This window comes from Rhizobium sp. UFLA01-1127 (genome assembly GCF_059803845.1).
Map to the genome: position 1 here is coordinate 22,597 of NZ_JAUQTZ010000019.1, position 16,311 is coordinate 38,907.

Below are 16,311 nucleotides of genomic sequence, written 5' to 3' on the forward strand. Positions count from 1 at the left end.
GAGCCGGATGGGATGCCTTTATCTGCGCGAAAAAATCAGCACCGCGATTTTCACCGGCAACGGCGGGGATGGCGCTTCGACAGTCAGTGAACTGCAGCAAGATCGCTGGAGTTCCTGTCCACAGAAGCCGGGGCATTGACCATCGCAGTGGCGAGCCGGCGGAAATTGACGATACCCACGGGCTGGCCCGCGGGAGATACGACCGTGACGTCGCCATCGGGAGCCGAGGCAAGCATGCGCACGGCGTCCTCGATCGTGGATCCGACAGGAATCGTCATCTGTGAAGACACGCCGCCCGCGCGCCACGGCTCCATGATTGCCTCCACCTGCACGACGCGGCCCCTGTTCACCTCCTTGACGAAGTTCGAAACATAATCGTCGGCAGGCCGAAGGACGATGTCCTGGCTGCTTCCCTGCTGAATAATCTCGCCGTCCCGCAGAATGGCGATCTGATCCCCCAGCCGCAGCGCCTCGTCGAGGTCGTGGGTGATGAAGACGATCGTCTTCTTGATTTCGTTCTGGATGTCGAGGAGAACGGATTGCATGTCCATTCGAATGAGCGGGTCGAGGGCCGAATAGGCTTCGTCCATGAGCAGCACGGGTGCATCGTTGGAAAGGGCGCGCGCCAGCCCGACGCGCTGCTGCATGCCGCCGGACAGCTGATTGGGGTATTTTTGTTCGAACCCCTTCAATCCTACGCGCTCCAGCCACTTCATTGCGACTTCGACGGCTTTGGCGCGGGGCATACCTTGCACCTCAAGACCGAAGACGGTGTTGTCGAGGACATTGCGATGCGGAAGAAGCGCAAACTTCTGAAATACCATCGCAGTCTGATGTCTGCGGAAGTTGCGCAGTTCGGTGTCGTTCATTTTCACGACGTCGGCGCCATCAACGAGAACTTCGCCGGCAGTCGGATCGATCAGCCGGTTTATATGGCGAATGAGCGTCGACTTGCCGGAGCCGGAGAGCCCCATGATGACCTGAATGCAGCCGGACGGGATTTCGATGTTGATGTCCCTCAGCCCGAGCACATGTCCGTGCGTATGGTTGAGCTCGGCCTTTGTCATACCCTTCCGGACAGCATCGACATAGGCGGAGGGATTGGGGCCGAAGATCTTGTAGAGGCTGCGGATCTTGATGCCGCCGAAACGCTGATCAGCCATGGACGATCTCCCGGTGCTTCTGGAGCCTCTTGCCGTATGCCTGGCTTACCCGGTCGAAGATGATGGCGATGCCGACAATGGCGAGACCATTGAAGATTCCCAGCGTGAAATATTGGTTTGCAATGGCCTTCAGCACCGGCTGGCCGAGCCCTTGAACGCCGATCATCGATGCGACGACGACCATTGCCAGTGCCATCATGATCGTTTGATTGATACCGGCCATGATCGTGGGCAAGGCAAGAGGCAACTGGACCTTGAACAGTTTCTGGGCATTGGATGTGCCAAAGGCATCTGCCGCCTCCAGGACATCCTTATCCACCAGACGTATTCCGAGATCGGTCAATCTTATCATCGGCGGTATCGCATAGATGACGACGGCGATGAGGCCAGGCACCTTTCCGATCCCGAGTAGCATGACGACGGGAATGAGATAGACGAAGCTCGGCATGGTTTGCATGACGTCGAGGATCGGATTGATGATCTTTTGGACCCTGTCGGAGCGGGACATGACGATGCCGATCGGCAGGCCGATGGCGATCGAAAGAACGGTGCAGACGAAGATCATGGAGACCGTGCGCATCGTATCTTCCCACATATCGAAATAGCCGATCAGCAAGAGGGTCACGAGACAGCCGAGTACGATCTTGAGACTGCGGCTCGCCAGCCAGGCGATCAGCATGATCAGCAGGGTGATGATGGGCCAGGGCGTCTGCGTCATAAAGCGCTCGGACGCAATCAGAAAATGCTGCAGAGGCAAAAAGAAGCTTTCGATCTGATCGCCATAGGCACGCGTGAAGGCGCGAAAGCCGTCGTCGATGGCTTTTTTCAGATTCCGAAGCGCATCGTCATCCATGTGAGGAAATTTGTAAAACCATTCCATTCGGTTCCCCTTTTCCTTGAAAGAAGCCGTGTCGGGTCTTTTTGATTTTTTTCGGCAAGTGAGCTGCGGTGCGCTCACGCACACCGCAGACTATCACGGTCAAAGGGCGGCTTCGATCTTCTTGGCCGCATCCGGCGAGACCCACTTCGTCCAGATGTCTTTATTTTCCTTCAGGAAATGCTTGGCGCCGTCTTCGCCGTTTGCCTGGTTGTCTGTCATCCAGGCCATCAGCTTGTTGACGGTCTCGTTGCTCCAGGAGCGCTTCTTCAGGTAGTCCATGACGTCGGGACCGGCCTTTTCGGAGAAGGTCTTGGCGACAAGGGTGACGACATGATCGGTCGGCCAGGCATTCGGCTTCGGATCGGGGCAGTCTGCCACGGTATTGCAGCGCTTCCACTCTGCCGCATCGGCCGGCACGCCTGCCTCCAGCTTCACCATCGCATATTTGCCGAGCAATGCCGTTGGCGCCCAGTAATAGCCGACCCAGCCTTCCTTCCGTTCGTAGGCCTTTGCAATCGAACCATCGAGACCTGCCGCCGAACCCGTATCGACCAGCGTGAAGCCTGCCTTGTCCGCCTTGAAGGCCTTGTAGAGCTGAGAGGTGACGACCGTACCGCCCCAGCCCTGAGGACCATTGAAGATCGCGCCCTTCTTCGGGTCTTCGGGATCTGGAAACAGTTCGGGGTGCTTCAGCATATCCGGTATGGTCTTGATATCCGGATGGGCGTCGGCGAGGTATTTCGGAATCCACCAGCCCTGCACGCCCCCGTCTGGAAGAGAGGTCCCGGCCACGACAAGGCGGCCTTCCTCGGTGCCTTTCTTGACAACATCCGGCAGCAGGTCGATCCAGGCTTCCGGCGCAATGTCCGGCTGACCCTTCTCGGCCATGGACGTGATGGTCGGGACGGTGTCGCCAACGGTAATCTCCGCGTCGCAGCCGTAGCCTTCGTTCAGGATGATCTTGTCGAGGTTCGAAAGGACCTCCGCGCTTTGCCAGTTCATGCTGGCGATGGTGACGCTGCCGCATCCGGCGGCGCTTGCATAGGAAGCTCCACCCAAAAGGCCGAATGTTATGCAGGTCGATGCCAATAGCTTTTTCATTATCGTTCCCTTTGTTTAGCGGCCTATCTTTTTCAAGGGAGCGGGGTGCCGCAAAACCCGCCCGCACGGTTGTCAGGATGTCTCTCCCATGCTCACCGATTTTCTGAACGCCGCGGCCAGGCCATGTCGCACTGCGGCATCGAAGCCGGAGGCGCGCATTTCCTCGATCGCCGCCGCTGTCGTGCCGCGATAGTTAAGGAAAGTGCGGACAATATCGTCCGGACATTCTTCTCGCCGCTCCAGCAGCCGGCCTGTGCCCGTCAGCATCGTAATGATCGCTCGTTGCGCTACGTCGCGCGCAAGCCCGTAATCTATCGCATGATCCATCATTGCCGCCGCAAGCAATGCGGGGAAAGCCGGGCCGGAACCCGTAAGGCCCGTCAGATAGTCGATGTCGTTTTCGCTTGTGATTTCGTCTTGAACTCCACACGCATTGAAGATGGCACGCATGATAGCACGATCGCCGTCGGTAACGCTGCGCGAAGTGATCCACGGCGTATAGGAGCGCGCGACCTCCGCCGCTGCATTGGGGAGTGCCCGAACTGCTCGCTCGGTATTGTGGCGGGAACACAGGTGAGCCAGGCGCACGCCAGCCATAAGCGACAGTATCAGCTTACCATTCGCATTCACCGAAAGCGCTGGCCAGTCCTCAGGCCGCACGGAGAAAATGATAATATCCGATCTGTCTGCTAGTTCCTGGCTGTCCGTTGTCCAGAATGCGCCTGGAAAGCGATCCGTCGTCTTCCGGCGATAGGATAGTGACAGATTTCGAGGTTCGACGATGCCGGCGTTCAGAATTGAGGTAGCGATTGCGCCGCCGAGCCGTCCGGCTCCGCCGACCATGCCGATCCTCAGTCCAGCGCTCATCGTCCGCACCCTCCTAGTCGGCCTTGTATCCGTGCCGCGCGCGAAAACGATCGAGCTCGCGCTGCTGCGGAACCTGGCCCGTGTAGATTGCGATATATTCGGGGATGCGCTTCATTCGGAGCGCGATGTTTTCCTTGGACTGCATCGTGATATAGCCGATCTGGACCAGATAGGTCGTTCTCGCCCGAACGTCGGCCGCGATTTCGGAGTGGCCGAAGCGCATGAACATGCGCGCGAGGGCTTCGATGCGCGTCCGGTCGGCATCCTGAACTTCGCTCAGGATCTCTGCCGATTGGAGCGCCCAGCTTCTGATTGCGAACTCGAATTGGCTGTCGAACAGCTTTTCGTCGAGCCAGCAATCGAAAACATTGAGCATGGCTTCGGCCAATGTCTCCGCATAGGCCTCGGATTGCCTGACGATGCTGCCGGTATTCTTGTCGCGCCAACGCGCCACCAGCCCGGCCAGCAACTCTTCCCGATCTTTGAAGAACCAGTAGAAGCTGGTGCGGGACAGATTGAGCTTCTTGGCCAGCGGAAGGATCTTCACCGAGTCCACGCCGGATTCGAGAAGGGATTCGTAGGCAGCCTCCAGCCATCCCTCCTGTGATCCACGCCAGCCGCCATCGTTCAACGTTTGATCCATATGCCATCTCCTAACAAATTCCGGGGGTTGGCGCAAGAAAAATGTACACATATGTCAGGCGTGTCGACCCTGATGTTTTCTGGCTTGACACATATGTACATTCTGCATAGCGTTGTGGTCTGCATGCTTAATCCGGAGTCCGGCACATGTCGAATGATCCTCTCCTTCAGCCCTTTCAGCTCAAGCACCTGACGCTGAAAAACCGCATCATCGTCACCTCCCACGAGCCGGCCTATCCGGAGGATGGAATGCCGAAGGAACGGTATCGGGCCTATACGGTGGAGAGAGCCAAAGGCGGCGTGGCGCTGACCATGACGGCCGGGTCGGCCGCCGTCTCGCGCGACAGTCCTCCCGTCTTCAACAACCTGCTCGCCTATAAGGACGAGATCGTTCCGTGGATCCGGCAGATGACGGACGCCGTCCACGAGCAGGGCGCGGCAATCATGATCCAGCTCACCCATCTCGGACGCCGGACGCGTTGGGACAAGGGTGACTGGCTGCCGGTGGTCGCGCCATCGCATCACCGCGAAGCAGCGCACCGCGCATTTCCGAAAAAGCTCGAAGATTGGGATATCGAGCGCATCATCAAGGATTTCGCCGACGCCGCCGAGCGCATGAAGGCCGGCGGCATGGATGGCGTGGAACTGGAAGCCTATGGTCATCTGATCGATCAGTTCGCCTCGCCGCTGACCAATGAGCTTGACGGTCCCTATGGCGGCCCGCTTGAGAACCGCATGCGCTTCTGTCTCGACGTGTTCAAGGCGATGCGAAAGCGGGTGGGCGACGATTTCATCCTCGGCGTTCGCTACACCGCTGACGAACGCCTTCCCGGCGGAACCGAGAAGGCCGACGGCATCCAGATTTCGAAAATGCTCAAGGAAAGCGGTCTCATCGACTATCTGAATGTCATCCGCGGGCATATCGATACCGATCCGGGCCTTACCGACGTCATCCCGATCCAGGGGATGGCGAGTGCTCCTCATCTCGATTTTGCCGGCGAAATCCGCGCCGCGACGAATTTCCCCACCTTCCACGCCGCCAAGATCCAGGACGTCGCAACTGCACGCCACGCCATTGCCACTGGAAAGGTCGATATGGTCGGTATGACTCGCGCCCATATGACCGACCCGCATATCGTGCTGAAGATCATGGAAAAGCGCGAAGACGACATTCGCCCATGCGTCGGCGCGAATTACTGTCTCGACAGAATCTACCAGGGCGGTCTGGCGTTCTGCATTCACAATGCCGCCACCGGGCGCGAGGCAACCATGCCGCACATCGTGGAAAAGGCTGCAGCCCGCAGGAAGGTCGTCGTGGTGGGAGCAGGGCCGGCCGGCCTCGAGGCCGCCCGCGTTGCCGCCGAGCGAGGCCATGAGGTCGTGGTCTTCGAGGCCGCCAACGATCCAGGCGGCCAGATCAGGCTGACGGCGCAGAGCGAGCGTCGGCGGGAGATGATCAGCATCATCGACTGGCGCATGAACCAATGCGAAAAGCATGGCGTCACGTTCCATTTCAACAGCTGGGCCGATGCCGAGACGGTCATCGCTCAGGACCCGGACGTCGTCATCGTCGCGACCGGCGGTCTGCCGCATACCAAGGTGCTGACAAAGGGCAACGAGCTGGTCGTTTCCTCCTGGGACATCATCTCCGGCGATGTCAAACCCGGCGCGAACGTGCTGGTCTTTGACGATGCCGGCGACCATGCGGGGCTGCAGGCGGCCGAATTCATCGCCAAAGCCGGCGCGAAAGTCGAGATCATGACGCCTGACCGGTCATTCGCGCCTGAGGTCATGGCGATGAACCTTGTACCCTATATGCGTTCGCTGCAGAAGCTTGACGCCACCTTCACCGTGACGTTCCGGCTGGAGTCGGCCGAAAAGCAGGGCAATCAGATCATCGCCAATGTCGGAAGCGATTATGGTGGGGTTTCCAAGCAGCGCATCGTTGACCAGATCGTGGTGAACCACGGCACCATCCCGCTCGACGAGCTCTATTTCGAACTGAAGCCGCTATCGCGCAATCTCGGAGAGACCTCCTACGATCAGCTCTTGGCGGGTGAGCCGCAATCGGTCACGCGCAATGCCGAGGGCAAATTCCAGCTGTTCAGGATCGGCGACGCCGTCGCGGCCCGCAACACGCATGCCGCGATCTATGACGGCCTTCGGATCGCCAAGGATCTTTGAAACGCGAGGGCCGATCGCACGCTTGGATTCTCGCTGCCCGATGACGAGCGCCGCCTTGCGCGATGCTTACCGATCCACGACCAGATCGCTGAGAGGCTTCGAACAACAGGGCAGGAAAAACCCGGCGTCGATTTCCCGCTGCCGTATGCCGCCATTGTGGTTCATTTCGACCGAGCCTGAGAGTAGTTTGGATTTGCACGTTCCGCAGACGCCGTTTGCGCAGGAGGATGGCAGCCGTACGCCGGATTTCTTGGCAGATGACAGGACCGTCTGCTCGCTCGACACCTCGATCTTGCGCGCCTGTTTCACGAACTCGACCTGGAAGACCGCGTTGCCGGGCATCTCCTCCGCGGCGATCGCCGTCTCGTCGGTCACCGCGGCATCGAAGCTCTCTTCGATATAGTTGGAGGAAGGCACGCCGAGGCTTGACGATATCGAGCGGGCTGCGGCCATGAATGGCGCCGGGCCGCAGCACATGACGATTCTGTCGGCGATATCCGGCACTGCAAGCTTGATGAATTCCGGCGAGATGCGTCCGGTAAGCCCCGCCCATGACGGTTCTGCGCCGACACCTTCCGGCAGGAAATGCAACCTCAGTCCCTTCATCCGCGAGGCCAGCCATGAAAGCTCGTGGCGGAAGATCAGATCAAGGGGCGTGCGGGCCGCGTGGACGAAGACGATATCCGTGGGCTCGCAACGATCGGCCAGATCACGCACGATCGACATGACCGGCGTTATGCCGGATCCGCCCGAAATGAGAAGGAGCTTTCGAGCGGCATCGCGCGGGCGAATGAAATGCCCGAGAGGGCCTTGCGCTTTCAGCGTCATCCCGACGGCAAGATTGTCGTGGAGCCAATTCGATGCCCTGCCGCCCGGGACCCGCTTGACTGTCACCGTGAAGGCGTTGGGTCGATGCGGCGACGACGAAATGCTGTAGCAGCGCGGCTCTATATCGCCGCCGACAGGGATATCGAAAAGAAAGTACTGACCGCTTTCGAAGCCGAAGCGCTTGCCGTCAGGAGAGGCGAAGGTGAAGCTGCGCACATCATGCGTTTCCTGATGGATATCGATGCAGACCAGCGTGTCGTCGTGCTCCTTGTCCCAGTTGCCGGGGTTGCCCGCTTTGCTCTGCATCTGCAGGAGATCAGTAGCCATTGGCGCGCATCCGATCGATGTACCAGGTTGCAAACTTATCGAGATTGGTTTCCGAAAAGCGCGAATAGGGACCCGGCTGGTAAGCGGGATCGAGAGCCCCCGCATGCGAGCGCGCGACGAGGCTCGCATCTTGATCCGTGGTCGCGATCCAGACATCCGTCAACTTGTCGAGATCGTAGTCGACCCCTTCCACGGCATCCTTGTGCACGAGCCATTTGGTCCTGACCAGGGTCTTGCCAGCCGACAAGGGTATGACGATTGCTACCACGGCGTGGTCGCCCATGAAATGGTTCCAGCTATTGTGACCCCACAGATGCGTGTCACCCAGATCCTTTCGCGTCATCTGTCCGAGCAATTTCGAGGATGCTGCCGTAGCGTCATGCGTCTGGGATTCGCCGGCTCCGGAGATGATCAGGCGCTGGGTCCTGAAGTTGGTCGCACAATCGACAAGCTGCTCGACGGCGGCGGACGGATATCCATCGGCCTCCCAGGCCGCGGTACGCTGTTCATAAAGCCGGAAGTGCTCTTCGGCCTGGGCGCGATCATCAGGGCTCAGAGCTTCGGGATCGAAACCGAAATCGAGATCGACGAACGACACGCAGAGTTCGGGATGGTTTGCGGAACAGTGATAGCACTCACGATTGTTTTCCATCGTGAGCTTCCAATTGCCGTTTTCAACGACGTCGGTCTGATAGGCCACTTTCGCATTTCTGATGTCATAGGGCGCCAGTCGTTCCGCCACGGTCTTTTCCAGCAGGGAAATATCCTCCGGCGGATTGTCGGAGAGACAGACGTAGATGAGCCCGCCGATCGATTTGAACGCGACTGGTTTCAGGCTGTGGCATTCTTTGTCGAACTCCTTGCCCATATGCGGCGCATAGCTCAGTTCGCCGGTCAATTCGTAAGTCCAGGTGTGGTAGGGGCAGACGAGCTTCGAGATGATCGTCTTGCCGGCATCGAGGAGACGCGAACCGCGATGGCGACAGACATTGTGCAGAACCCGAATCTCGTTGTCGTCGTCACGCAGGAGGATCAGGCTCGTCTTGCCGATGTCGATGACCGTAGCGTCGCCGGCTTCCGGCACATCGCATTCCAGCCCGACGCAAATCCAGTGCTTATGAAAGAACACATCCATATCCGCGTCGAAGACGTCTTCGCGCGTATAGAGGCCGGCCGGTAGCGAATACCCGTCCGCACGCGCGTCGAGTAATGCCGAAATTGACGAAGGAAGCCTGTTTAGCATGAGTACCTCTTATGCTTTAATCTCGGCAGGGTGCGCTTGTCCCGTTGCGCTTTCAACGGCATTAATTCTCAAGTTCGCATAATGAAAACTCATGAATGGAGATGACGAGTGCGGTTTCGGAGGCGTTTGCCGTCATTGACGGGGCTGCTGATGCTGGAAGCGGTTCTCCGGCATAAAAGTTTCACGGCCGCGGCCGGAGAGCTTGATGTCACCCAGGCGGCAGTCAGCCGGCAGATCGCCTTGCTCGAGGATGAACTTGGTCAGCCGATGTTCCTGCGCAAACACAGGGCAATCGAACCGACGGCCGCCTGCCTCACGCTGGGCTCGTCGCTGGCACAGAGTTTTGCCAATATTGCCGACGCGATCGAGGCGATCAAAGCCTCGTCACAGGACGTGGTCACCATAGGCGCGACGGTTGCTTTCTCATCCTTCTGGCTGCTTCCGCGACTGGCCGATTTTCGCGATCGCAATCCCGGCATACAAATCAGGGTCATTTCGCAGGACACAAAGATCGATCTCGACAGCGGTGAGGTCGATATCCTTATCCGATATGGTTTGCCGCCGTTCAATGACGGAACGGTCATTGCATCTCGCGGCGATGTTATCGTCCCGGTCTGCTCGCCGGAATATTTCAAACGACGCATTGCCGGTCCCTTGTCGGAGAAGGACGATTTCATCGAGACCGATGCGGTCGATCGGTCCTGGCTCTCCTGGACACATTGGCTCGCCAAATCGGGAGCGGCATTTGAAGCAAGACCCTCGCTCCGCTTCAATCACTATACAGAAACGATCTTTGCGGCACGTGCAGGCCAGGGCGTTGCCCTTGGCTGGAGCGCACTCGTCCAGACATTCCTGGACGATGGAACTCTCGTCGCTCTCGACGATTCCAAGCTGATGGACGAGGGGCGCTACAACGTCTTGCTCCCCTTGAAGGCGAGGCGAACGATGGCGGGCGATCAGGCTGCAGCTTGGCTGACGGCCGTGCTGCACGGCTAGCTCGCCGCATGCGTGGTTCCGCTCGCTGAGGTCGCCGCGAATACCGGCGGTCAGTGTCGTCTTCTTAATAAGACGCGCCACCTCGGCTTGTATTGTTGCGGCGTGGCGGAGCGGCGATCGGCCGTCTTTCGTATGTCTTGTGGGTATGGACAAGGCTCCGAAAATCCGACTGCAGGCGTCGGCAACGTACTTGCCTCACGATTATGTCTTGGTCTGCTGGATCAGCTTTCGGCAGGCGCGGATCGTCAATGCCATGACGGTGAGCGTCGTGCCCGCGATGCCGCTGCCGGGAAAAGCGCTGGCGTCGGTGACGACGACGTTCGGAACATCCCAAATCTGATTGTAGGCGTTGAGCACAGAGTTTCCGGGGTCGTTCCCCATGCGCGCGCCGCCGGTCTCATGGATCGCAGCGCCCATGCACATGGTCTTGCGGAACCATTTTCGGAACATGAAGCGGCTGAAGGGATCGGCATCGGGAAAGGCGCCGCGCCCCATTTCCTTGAGGCCGGTGGGGGAGCCGATGAATTCCAGATCTCCGCCGACGCCGCGCACGATGTCGACAAGCACATCCTCCTGCTGGCGCAGCAGCGCGCGCTCCTCCTCGCCCATGACGCAGCGGATATGCGGAACGGGAATTCCCCAGGCATCCCTGCGCCTCGTGTCGAGGGTGATGCGGTTGTCCGCATAGGGCAGCATGCGGCCAAAGCCGAAGAACGCCAGCCGGGCGGGTTGGTTGTCGGGCGTGGGCGCCCGGCCGATGCTGCCTTGATAGTCGAAATCGCCGCGGCCGACGTCACCGGCTCCGAAGCGCGGCATGAAGATGCCACCGGAAGGATTGTAAAATGGATCGGTCGGGGCGGAATCGTCGATGGCCCATCCCTTCGCCTTTGAAAAAGAACCGAAGGCAAGGCAGGGCAGCTGATCCATGAAATAGCGCCCGAGTGCACCGGAGCTGTTGCCAAGTCCCTGCGGGTGGCTGGCGGACGCTGAATTTAGAAGCAGCCGCACGCTTTCGATCGGCGAGGCAGACAGCACGACAAGGCCGGCGCGGACGGCCTCCATCTTGCCCGTGACGCGGTCGATGAACTCGGCACCCGTGGCCCGGCCCCCTTTGTCGTTCGTCATGATGCGGCGAACGACGGCATCGTGGCGGATGGTCAGCCGCCCGGTCGCAAGCGCCTCTCTCAACGGCTTGGGCGTACGCTCGGCATCCGGGGCGATATAGCGCCAGGAGACGACGCGCCGCTGCGGCCAGCGGCTCTCCACTTCGTTCTTGAAGATCTGTTCGGCCGGCGTCAGCTTTGCCGGACGCGCATAGATGCCGTCCGGCAGCGTTTCCACCCCGTCGGGATTGCCGTAAAGCCCGAGGCAGGTTTCTACCTCTTCGTAGTAAGGTACGAGATCGCCATAGCTGACCGGCCAATCCATGCCCTTGCCGGTTCGCGACCTGATCTTGAAATCATCATCCGTCCAGCGCAGCAACACCCGGCCGAAGCTGTGCAGGCGGCCGCCGCCTTGCCGGCCACGAATCCAGAGGAAAGGCGCATCCTTCAGAGTCGTATAGGGATTCTTCCGGTCGTTGACGAAGAAATGGCTGAAGCGCTCGGTAAAGAAGGCCGCACGTGCCTGTATCGGCTGCCCCTTTGCCGTTGCGCGGGCGCGCTCCCAAATGTTGATGCTGCTGGCGGGCTGTTTCTTGCGCAAGGGATCGAAATCCTTTTCGCTCACGGCCGGGCCGGCTTCGAGCAAAAGCACCGAGAGGCCCTGAGCGGTCAATTCCTTGGCGGCAAAGGAGCCGGCAGCGCCCGAACCGATGACCAGCGCATCATAAATAGTCTGAGACATAGATTTTTCCGTATATTTCAGAGACGGACGCCGTCAGCGTCAAAGAGGGAGGCCTTGGCGATATCGAGACCGGGCGAAATTGTTGTGCCGGGCTGAAGCGTCGTGTCGCCCATGATGCGATAAGAAAGGCTTTGCCCGGCCCAATCGAACCAGACCACCGTGTCGGCGCCCATAGGCTCGATCACCGAGACGTTGCCTGTAATGGCCGGCAGAGACTCCGTTCCTCGGTCCGGAACGATATGTTCGGGCCGGATGCCCAGCGTGGCCGGACCCGGCCTGACAGGCGCAAGAAAGGGATAGCCGGCCAGATCGATGGCCAGGCCATTGCTTTCGAAGACCGGCGTCTCGGCCTTGATCGAGATATCACCCTTGATGAAGTTCATCGCCGGCGCGCCGATGAAACCGGCGACAAAGAGATTTGCGGGGCGGTGATAGATCTCCGACGGGCTTGCAAGCTGCTGGATGACGCCGTCCCTCATGATGGCGATGCGGTCGGCCAGCGTCAGCGCCTCGACCTGATCGTGGGTGACGTAGATCATCGTGTTGCCGAGGCTCTGATGCAGCTTCTTGATCTCGACACGCAGCTCGTTGCGGAGCTTGGCGTCGAGATTGGAAAGCGGTTCATCGAACAGGAAGACGTCGACCTCGCGGACGAGCGCCCGGCCGATAGCGACGCGCTGACGCTGGCCACCCGACAATTCCGAGGGGCGGCGATCGAGGAGCCGATCGAGATGCAGGAGCGATGCGGTGCGGGCGATACGCGCCTCGATCTCCGGCTTGGGCAGGCCAGCGACGCGCAGGCCGAAGGAGAGATTCCTGCGCACCGTCATGCGCGGGTAAAGCGCATAGGACTGGAAAACCATGCCGATGCCGCGGTCCTTCGGTTCTTCCCAGGTGACGTTCTTTCCGGAGATCCACATTTCGCCGTCGCGGATATCCTGCAATCCGGCGATCGCATTCAGGAGCGTCGATTTCCCGCAACCCGATGGGCCAAGCAGCACGAGAAACTCGCGCGGAGCGATGTCGATGGAGAGCTTCTCGATGACGGCGTGGTCACCATAAGCGATCTTGAGGTCTTTGACCGTTACGGCAGGCTGCATGGCATTATCCTTTTACGGCGCCGGCTGCGACACCGCGCAGGAACCAGCGGCCGGAGAAGAAATAGATGGCGAGCGGAACGACGGCAGTCAGGATGGTGGCGGCCATGTTCACATTGTAGGTGCGCTCGCCCATGGTGGTGTTGACGATGTTGTTGAGCTGGACGGTCATCGGCAGGTTGTCGCGGCCGGCGAAAACCAGGCCGATCAGGAAGTCGTTCCAGATACCGGTGAACTGGAAGATGGAGGCAACCATCACCATCGGCACCGACATCGGCAGCATGATCTCGAGGAAAATGCGCCAGAAGCCGGCTCCGTCGACGCGGGCTGCCTTGCAGAGTTCTTCGGGAATGGCGACGCAATAGTTGCGGAACAACAGTGTGACCAGCGGCAGGCCGAAGATGACGTGAACGAGGACGACGCCGGCCACGGAATTGTAAAGGCTCAGATCGGCAAGCAGCCGCACCAGCGGATAAAGGAAGATCTGGTAGGGGATTAGGCCGCCGGCCATCAGCAATCCGAACAAAAGGTTCGAGCCTTTCGGCCGCCAGAGCGACAGGGCGTAACCGTTGATCGCCCCGATGGAAACGGAAATGACGACGGCGGGCACGGTAATCTTGACCGAATTCCAGAAGCCGATCCGCACGCCAAGGCACTGCGTGCCCATGCAGGCGCCCGACCAGGCGGTCTTCCAGGCGCTGAAATCAAGGGTGTCGGGCAGCGCGAAGACATGGCCCTGGCGGATTTCGTCCATCGACTTCAGCGAAGTTACGAGCATGGTGTAGAGAGGCAAGAGGAAGAACAGTGCGGACAGGATCAGGAAGGCGTAGAGCCCGATCCGGCCGACACTGAGCCTGGACGGTTTGGCGCCACGGGGATGGGCAAGGGTCGTCATCGGTGTGCTCCCATTCTTCCGGCGCGTATGGCGAGCGCATAGCGGAACGGGGCGACGGCCATGACGACGGAAAGCACCAATACGGTTGCACCGGCGCTCGCAAGCCCGAGGTTTTGGCGTTCGAAGAGATTGTCCATGATGAATTTTGCCGGCACTTCGGTCGAGTAACCGGGACCTCCGCCGGTCTGCGCCACGATCAGATCATAAGTCTTGATCACGCCCATGGAGAGCAGCATTCCCGATGCCGCAAGTGCCGGTCCGAGTTGTGGCAATATGATCGAAAGGTAGATGCGCCAGACCGGTATGCCGTCGATCTGGGCAGCCTTCCACTGTTCTTCGCCGATCCCGCGCATGCCGGCAAGCGCAATGACCATGACGAGCCCGGCGCCTTGCCAGACACCGGCGAAGACCACCGTATAGATCGCCATGTCGCGATTGACGATCCAGTCGAAGACGAAGCCTTGCCAGCCGAGTGCCCGCACGGTTGCCTGAATGCCGAGCGTGGGGTTCAGCATCCATTGCCAGATCAATCCCGTAACCACGAAGGACATGGCGTAGGGATAGAGGAAGATGGTGCGGAACATGCTTTCGAACCGCACCTTGCGGTCGAGGGCTGCTGCCAGAACGAAGCCAAGGGCGAGGCATCCTCCAACATAGAGAACACCGAAGATCAGCACATTCTCCAGCGAAGCGAGCCAGCGCGAGTTTTTAAACAGCCTGGCGTATTGCGCAAAGCCGACATAGTTGGATGACGGGAAGATCGTCGAATCCGTAAACGACAGGCGGACGGACCAGATCATGGTGCCGATATAGACGAGGATCGCGGCGATCCATGTCGGCAAGAGTGCAAAGGTCGCAGCCAGGGAACGTCTGCGCTTGGCTCGCATGGGCAAACTCTTTCAAAGCGATGGAGGGAGCCGATCGGCAATCATGGTGTCGACCGGCTCGAAATAAAGGCGCTATTCGAAGATGGCGAAAAACTTCTCCGCAGCCTCCGCGCTATTCTCCGAGGGGTTGCTCCAGAACTCGTCGACGAAGTCGTTGAGCGCGCCTGCCTGCTGCGGCGAGAGGATCAGGGCCTGATCCGGAACGATCTTGCCCGCGCCCATCAGTTCGAGGCCCTTCTGCGCGCAAATGTCGAGCTTCGATTTGTCGACGTCGGTGCGTATCGGCACCGAGCCCTTCTTCAGCGAAAAGGCGACCTGCACTGCTGGATCCATCGCGACCTCGGCCAGCAGCGCCTGGCCGTTTTGCGATGCCGCATCGGCGATCTTCGGGAAGGAGAAGGAGTCGGCGACATAGACCATGCCGGGGGATTGCGGCACAAGCATGCAGCCATAATCCTTGCCAAGCTCTTTGCCGGCCGCGACGAATTCGCCCTTGGCCCAGTCGCCCATGAACTGCACGCCGGCCTTGCCGGTGATGACCATCGCCGTCGCATCGTTCCAGTTGCGCCCCGCGGCCCCCTCGTCGACATAGGCGCGCAGCTTGCCGAGAATATCGAGCGTCTTCGTCACGCTTTTGACGGATGCGTCGCTTTTGTCCTTGTCGACATAGATCTTGAGGAAGCCGTCCATGCCCGCCTGCGTCAGCAGGATCATGTTGAAGACCTTGGATTCCTGCCAGGACTGGCCGCCCCAGGCAACCGGCTGAATGCCGGCGGCCTTGAGCTTGTCGAGGGCGGCGAAGAATTCGTCCCAGTTTTTGGGCTCGCCGTTCACGCCGGCCTTGGCGAAAGCGTCCTTGGAGTAGAAGACCCAGCTTTCGCCGTGGGCACCGGTGGGCGAGAGATAGACCTGGCCATTATAGGTAATGAGGTCATGGATCGATTTCGGCAGAACCTCCGCCCATTTGCCAGCCTTCGCGATATCGTCGATCGGGCGCAGCAGGCCTTGGCCGACGAAATCGGCATTGGCAAGGCCGATCACCGCCTGCTTTGCTGCCGGCGGATCGCCAGCGACCAGCCGGTTCTGGAAGGCGGCATCGGCCGCGCCGAAACCGGCGATGGACGAGTCCTTCCAGACCCCGCCGCGCTTTTCGAATTCCCGCTTGATGACATCGAGGGCAGCGGCTTCGCTGCCCGATGTCCAGGATGTCATGACTTCCGCCTTTGCCTTGTGTTCGGCATGGGCGGGAGCCGAAGCTGCCGCAAGGGCTGCTCCGACCACAAGCAATTTCATCGTATTCTTCATTGTTCCACCTCTTCAAGAAGGCCCTCTTTGCGGGGCCATTGGTTTTCAGAT

The 16,311-nt window shown here is 59.7% G+C and carries 14 protein-coding genes; 2 read left to right on the top strand and 12 right to left on the bottom strand.

Annotated elements, in window-relative coordinates; genetic code table 11:
- Positions 1–83: 83 nt before the first annotated feature.
- From Q4Q11_RS07020 to Q4Q11_RS07040, 5 genes are all read right to left on the bottom strand, one after another.
- A complete protein-coding gene (locus Q4Q11_RS07020; RefSeq protein ID WP_112502311.1) occupies positions 84–1,163 on the bottom strand; it encodes a quaternary amine ABC transporter ATP-binding protein in 1,080 nt (359 codons plus the stop codon).
- Entirely contained in the window at positions 1,156–2,043 is an 888-nt protein-coding gene (locus Q4Q11_RS07025) for an ABC transporter permease (RefSeq protein WP_112502309.1), read from the bottom strand. Before Q4Q11_RS07025 ends, Q4Q11_RS07020 begins: the two co-directional genes overlap by 8 nt.
- Before the next feature lie 99 nt (positions 2,044–2,142).
- Entirely contained in the window at positions 2,143–3,144 is a 1,002-nt protein-coding gene (locus Q4Q11_RS07030) for an ABC transporter substrate-binding protein (protein WP_112502306.1), read from the bottom strand.
- Positions 3,145–3,216: 72 nt separating this feature from the next.
- The gene (locus Q4Q11_RS07035; RefSeq protein ID WP_112502303.1) at positions 3,217–4,011 is read right to left on the bottom strand and encodes a pyrroline-5-carboxylate reductase dimerization domain-containing protein; all 795 of its coding nucleotides are present in this window, start codon (positions 4,009–4,011) and stop codon (positions 3,217–3,219) included.
- A 13-nt stretch (positions 4,012–4,024) separates the two neighbouring features.
- Complete coding sequence (locus Q4Q11_RS07040) at positions 4,025–4,654, bottom strand: TetR/AcrR family transcriptional regulator (protein ID WP_112502300.1); 630 nt, start codon at positions 4,652–4,654, stop codon at positions 4,025–4,027.
- Between the two features lie 146 nt (positions 4,655–4,800).
- Here Q4Q11_RS07040 and Q4Q11_RS07045 point away from each other — a divergent pair, with 146 nt between their 5' ends.
- Entirely contained in the window at positions 4,801–6,837 is a 2,037-nt protein-coding gene (locus Q4Q11_RS07045) for an oxidoreductase (RefSeq protein ID WP_498569047.1), read from the top strand.
- Positions 6,838–6,903: 66 nt separating this feature from the next.
- On the opposite strand, the gene Q4Q11_RS07050 is transcribed toward Q4Q11_RS07045, so the two are convergent.
- Both Q4Q11_RS07050 and Q4Q11_RS07055 read right to left on the bottom strand, forming a co-directional pair.
- On the bottom strand, positions 6,904–7,992 hold the full coding sequence (locus Q4Q11_RS07050) for an FAD-binding oxidoreductase (RefSeq protein ID WP_498569048.1): 1,089 nt from the start codon (positions 7,990–7,992) through the stop codon (positions 6,904–6,906).
- The gene (locus Q4Q11_RS07055) at positions 7,982–9,235 is read right to left on the bottom strand and encodes an aromatic ring-hydroxylating oxygenase subunit alpha (RefSeq protein WP_498569049.1); all 1,254 of its coding nucleotides are present in this window, start codon (positions 9,233–9,235) and stop codon (positions 7,982–7,984) included. Before Q4Q11_RS07055 ends, Q4Q11_RS07050 begins: the two co-directional genes overlap by 11 nt.
- A gap of 108 nt (positions 9,236–9,343) precedes the next feature.
- Here Q4Q11_RS07055 and Q4Q11_RS07060 point away from each other — a divergent pair, with 108 nt between their 5' ends.
- Positions 9,344–10,231 (top strand): LysR substrate-binding domain-containing protein, encoded by an 888-nt coding sequence (locus Q4Q11_RS07060; protein WP_113214110.1) that lies wholly within the window; start codon positions 9,344–9,346, stop codon positions 10,229–10,231.
- Positions 10,232–10,432: 201 nt separating this feature from the next.
- Here Q4Q11_RS07060 and Q4Q11_RS07065 read toward each other — a convergent pair whose 3' ends face one another.
- The 5 genes from Q4Q11_RS07065 to Q4Q11_RS07085 form a co-directional block, all read right to left on the bottom strand.
- Positions 10,433–12,076 (bottom strand): GMC oxidoreductase, encoded by a 1,644-nt coding sequence (locus tag Q4Q11_RS07065; protein WP_498569050.1) that lies wholly within the window; start codon positions 12,074–12,076, stop codon positions 10,433–10,435.
- A gap of 17 nt (positions 12,077–12,093) precedes the next feature.
- A complete protein-coding gene (locus Q4Q11_RS07070) occupies positions 12,094–13,176 on the bottom strand; it encodes an ABC transporter ATP-binding protein (RefSeq protein WP_498569051.1) in 1,083 nt (360 codons plus the stop codon).
- Positions 13,177–13,180: 4 nt separating this feature from the next.
- On the bottom strand, positions 13,181–14,068 hold the full coding sequence (locus tag Q4Q11_RS07075) for a carbohydrate ABC transporter permease (protein WP_498569052.1): 888 nt from the start codon (positions 14,066–14,068) through the stop codon (positions 13,181–13,183).
- On the bottom strand, positions 14,065–14,955 hold the full coding sequence (locus Q4Q11_RS07080; RefSeq protein WP_498569053.1) for a carbohydrate ABC transporter permease: 891 nt from the start codon (positions 14,953–14,955) through the stop codon (positions 14,065–14,067). The genes Q4Q11_RS07075 and Q4Q11_RS07080 overlap by 4 nt, the downstream gene beginning before the upstream one ends.
- Positions 14,956–15,027: 72 nt before the next feature.
- A complete protein-coding gene (locus Q4Q11_RS07085) occupies positions 15,028–16,260 on the bottom strand; it encodes an ABC transporter substrate-binding protein (protein WP_498569054.1) in 1,233 nt (410 codons plus the stop codon).
- Between the last annotated feature and the right edge of the window lie 51 nt (positions 16,261–16,311).